This window comes from Desulfovibrio sp., assembly GCF_035644575.1.
Taxonomy (GTDB): Bacteria; Desulfobacterota; Desulfovibrionia; order Desulfovibrionales; family Desulfovibrionaceae; genus Desulfovibrio.
Genome location: NZ_DASQOG010000053.1, coordinates 1 through 4,154 on the forward strand (window position 1 = coordinate 1; position 4,154 = coordinate 4,154).

Consider the following 4,154-nt stretch of genomic DNA (forward strand, 5'->3'; position numbering starts at 1 on the left):
TCCACTTCCCTGAAGATAAAGGGCTGTGTAAACAGCGGATACCACAGCAGAACATAGGCCACGTGCGGCAGGCCCGTCTTGAATACGGGGCGGGAGGCCTTGGTGCTGGTTTCCGTCATGGTTGTCTCCAAATGCGGCGGGCTTTTCTCAGCGGGTTGCTGGGTATTAATGCTGTCGCCGTCTCTTTGTACATGTATGATCAAGATTTGCTTGTAAATTTTTTCTGGAAAACAGTGCTATGGATTTGTAGGTTCCCCGGTCCAGTCGCCCTTGCCCAGCAGGGTGGGGGCTGTGGGCCCAAGCTCGCAGCGCAGCTCGTCCATGGTCACGCACCGCACGCTGTAATGCCTGTGCAGCCAGTTGAGCCAGTCGGCAACCTTGCGAGTGAAGCGCGCCACAGCTGTGGCGTCAGGCAGGTGAGGCGTTCCGCCGGGCATCATTTCTGATGAATGCCAGGTCAGGGAAAGCACCCGTCCGCCACGGGCCGCAAAGATTTTTGTGATTGCGCACATGGCCCACAGGGGATGGTAAACTGGAAGCAGAGCCAGCGCGCCCCAGTTTTTCAAGCTGACGCGTATTCTTTTTCCAGCCGGGCCGGACACGCTACGCAACAGGGCCGGAAGCTGCGGAACGAGGGGGGTCACTGTGAGGGGAACTTCAAAAACTCTGTCGTCTCCCACCGAAACCCAGTATGGAGTGCCTGGCGCGTCAAAATGGTTGGGGCCCTGCATTGGCGTGGGCGCGCAGTGAAGGGGGCGCACTGAGGCATCGCAAAGAATGCCTGCGGCGGCCAGAAGAGGCCAGTGATGGCGGTGCAGATCCCATCTGCCCATGCGGAAGGAAGTGAGCGGCGAGCTCTGCACTGCCCGGCCAGCCTCCATAAGGGCGGCGAGTTTGGCGGCGAACAGATCATTGGATAGTGCGGCGGCGGGTACGCTGTCGGCCATGTCGGGCAGGGTTTGCTCCGACCCGTCCAGTGCCAGAGGCGGCGTGTTCCAGTGATGCAGGTGCGCGCCAATTTCCGCGTGGTGCTCGTCACGCAGCCATGCCAGGGTTTCGTGGGATGTTTTATCCGCCAATACGCTGTGGGCGCAGAAGAGCGTGGGGCGCACGCCCATGGTGCAGAAAGGGGTCAAGGCTCTCAGGCTGGCGGTGTTGCGCGTTGAAAAGCCACGGCGGGCGTAGCGTCCGCCAAAGAGGCCTTCTTCTTCAACGTCCAGACTGACGGCCAGATAGAGCGGCTGTTTGACGCTCATGCGTGACCTGCCGCTCCGGCTTTCATGGCGGAGGGAATGCCATCCTCCGCAGTGCTTCCGCTCTTTCCGCCGGAATGGCTCCAGTAGCGACGGCTTTCATCCACATAAAGGCGCAGCAGAGCCGTGATGTTGTTTTCCCGGTCAAACATTTTTTCAACTCGGGCGCGGCCTGCTTCGGCCATGCGGCTTGCGTGCTCCCGGTCTTCAACCATATGGCGTACGGCATCGGCAAGAGCGCGTGGGTCACGCTGCGGGGTAAGCAGACCGGTTTCTCCGTTGATGATTACTTCGGAGATGCCGCACACGTCTGTGGCAATAACGGGCATGCCGTGCGAGAGAGCTTCCATGATCACGTTGGGGATGCCGTCTCGGTCGCCGTTGGAATGGACGACGCTCGGCATGATGAGCATGTCGTGGTCGAGCATGTAGCCGCAGATCTGGTCGTGCGGGATAAAGCCGGGCATGTGCACGATATTTTTAAGACCCAGCCGGTCGCGCATACCCATGAGCTTGAGCCGCCAGCGTCCGTTGCCCACAAGGGTGAGGCTCACAGGCACATTTTCTCTTTGAAGGCGCGCCATGGCCGAGAGCAGGTCGGGAAAACCCTTGGTGCGCGCAAAACGCCCCACCGCCAATAGGCGGTAAGGGGGGCGCATGCTGACAGCACACTGCCCCTTGGGGGTAAATGTAAGGCTGTTGTAAATGGCGTGCACTTTATATTCCTGCCCGGCAGGGCAGAATTTGCGCAGCCAGCTCACATTGGCGTGGTTGTTGGTGCGGATGAAGAGCGCATCTGCAGATTTTTCCCGCAACAAGCCATCTTCCGGGTAGATGTCGCCAGCGCGGCCCGTAAAGGCAAAGGGAATGCCTGTAAGACGCGAAGCCACCCAAGACGCCGTTGCCGGGCCGTTGGCCCACGGGGAGTGGATAAGCTTGACGCCATCCCTCACGCACAGTTCGGCGAGCAAAAAGCCCGCCATGAAGCACCACAGGTTTTCACCCAGGGACTCCATGTTGCGCATGCGGTGGAAAAATCCCTTGCGCATGAGGCCCCAGACCTTGAGCGGATTGCGTGAAAGCGCACGTATGAAGGCCCGGAGAATGCGCACTGTGCCGCCAACGCCCATGCGTTCCACCGGCCCGGTAAACTTGCGCATTTCTTCGCTACAGCCGCTCAGGCTCTTCCCATACATGGTATAGGCGCGCACAGGCAATCCCCGCGCCATAAGCTGCACAACCTCGCGAAAGATGAACGTTTCGGAGGAGAGGGGAAACCAAAGCAGAACATAGGCAACAACCGGCAATGGGTCCATTTTCGGTCGGGATGTGTTCTTTTCTGCTTCTGCGCCGTCAATATGCGTCATGGTTTTCTCCGCTGCAAACAAGAGCCGGGCCACTTGGCCCGGCACGGCAGACGGAAGTTCCATCTGCCCGAAAATGCGAACATGCCGCACAATCGCACAGTTGCGACCCTCAAGCGGGCGATGCAACGCCCGCTCAAGCGACAGTTCGACCACGCAACACGGGTCGCTATGAAGTTACGCCTGCCCGCTCTCGCTGGCGTTCTGGCGCTTGTAGTCGTCCACAATGGCCCAGGCCTTGGGGATTTCTTCCTTCACTGCATCCAGCGCCGTGCGGATATGTTCTTCGGTATGGGCTGCGGAAAGGAAGAAACGCAGACGGTCAGTACCTTCTTTGACAGCAGGGAAGGTGATGGGCATCACATAGATGCCGCGCTTGAACAGAGCGTTGGACAAAAAGCCCGCAACCATGGGGTCGCCCACCATGACCGGCACAACGGCATAGCCCTGGGCCGCGCCCGTATCAAGGCCAATGCTGGCGGCGTAGTCCACAAAAAAGTGCGAAATCTTCTGCAGCTTGTGCACCCGCTCGGGTTCGCGCAGCATGATGTCCAGAGCCTTGTGGCAGGCCACGGCAATAATGGGGGGCATGCCCACGCTGAAAACAAAGCCCGGCGAACCGTACTTGAGGAATTCGATCAGCTCGTGGCTGCCAGCAATGAAGCCGCCGCAACCGCACATGGATTTGGAGAGCGTGCTCATCCACATATCCACATCGGTGGGATCAATATTGAAATGTTCGTGCGCGCCACGGCCCGTTGCGCCCAGCACGCCAAGGGAGTGGGCTTCATCCACGAGCAGCATGCAGTCGTAACGTTTTTTCAGTTCAATGATGCGCGGCAGATCGGGGATGTTGCCGTCCATGCTGAACAGGCCTTCGGTAACGATAACGGCGCGCTTGTGCTCGCCGCGCTTGGCCTTGAGCATTTCTTCAAGGGCATCGCAATCGTTGTGGGCGTATGAGTAGCGCGATGCGCCGGAAAGCCGCGCGCCCTGAACCAGCGAGTTGTGAGCCAGCCCGTCGTGGAAGATGGCGTCGCGGTGACCGAAAAGAAAGCCAAGGGTGGAGACGTTGGTGGCGTGCCCGCTCACATAGATGATGCAGTCTTCCACCCCGTACAGGTCGGCAAAGGCGCGCTCAAGCTCGCGGTGGGGCGGACGTTCGCCGCCGACCAGGCGGCTGGCGCCAGCAGAGGTGCCGTAAATGGCAGCAGCTTCGCTGACGGCAGCGGTGATCTCGGGGTGAGCGTTGATATCCAGATAGTCGTACGTGGAAAAATTGAGATATTCTTTGCCGGAAATGAACGTGGTGGCCTTGGCCGCGCGCTCATGGCAAAGAAACAGAGGATTTTCCATCCCCATCTTGGCTCCCATTTCCACAAGCCGATCAAAGGCGAGCTTGGAACGCGTGCGGTTAAATCCGGAAGCGCTGCTTTCGGCGGCGGCGGGAGTTTGCACCGCCTCTTGGCCAGCCTGATAGGAATGGTTGTTCTTCATGCCTCGTCCTCGTAAATTTGTCCAAAAAAGCCGTGCCTGG

Annotated in this window: 3 protein-coding genes; all 3 read right to left on the reverse strand. The window is 59.3% G+C overall.

The features are described from left to right. Positions 1-236: 236 nt before the first annotated feature. The 3 genes from VEZ52_RS02450 to VEZ52_RS02460 all read right to left on the reverse strand — a co-directional run bounded on the left by VEZ52_RS02450 (position 237) and on the right by VEZ52_RS02460 (position 4,114). Positions 237-1,256 carry a glycosyl transferase family 1 gene (locus VEZ52_RS02450; RefSeq protein WP_324835385.1) on the reverse strand — a complete coding sequence of 340 codons (1,020 nt, stop codon included), beginning with the start codon at positions 1,254-1,256 and terminating at the stop codon, positions 237-239. Then, the gene (locus tag VEZ52_RS02455) at positions 1,253-2,569 is read right to left on the reverse strand and encodes a glycosyltransferase family 4 protein (protein ID WP_414649497.1); all 1,317 of its coding nucleotides are present in this window, start codon (positions 2,567-2,569) and stop codon (positions 1,253-1,255) included. Before VEZ52_RS02455 ends, VEZ52_RS02450 begins: the two co-directional genes overlap by 4 nt. 225 nt (positions 2,570-2,794) lie before the next feature. After that, on the reverse strand, positions 2,795-4,114 hold the full coding sequence (locus VEZ52_RS02460; protein WP_324835387.1) for an aminotransferase class I/II-fold pyridoxal phosphate-dependent enzyme: 1,320 nt from the start codon (positions 4,112-4,114) through the stop codon (positions 2,795-2,797). Positions 4,115-4,154: the final 40 nt, after the last annotated feature.

Coding starts and splice junctions, on each gene's coding strand:
- VEZ52_RS02450 (WP_324835385.1), bottom strand. CDS start 1,256: ATGAGCGTCAAACAGCCGCTCTATCTGGCCGTCAGTCTGGACGTTGAA.
- VEZ52_RS02455 (WP_414649497.1), bottom strand. CDS start 2,569: ATGGACCCATTGCCGGTTGTTGCCTATGTTCTGCTTTGGTTTCCCCTC.
- VEZ52_RS02460 (WP_324835387.1), bottom strand. CDS start 4,114: ATGAAGAACAACCATTCCTATCAGGCTGGCCAAGAGGCGGTGCAAACT.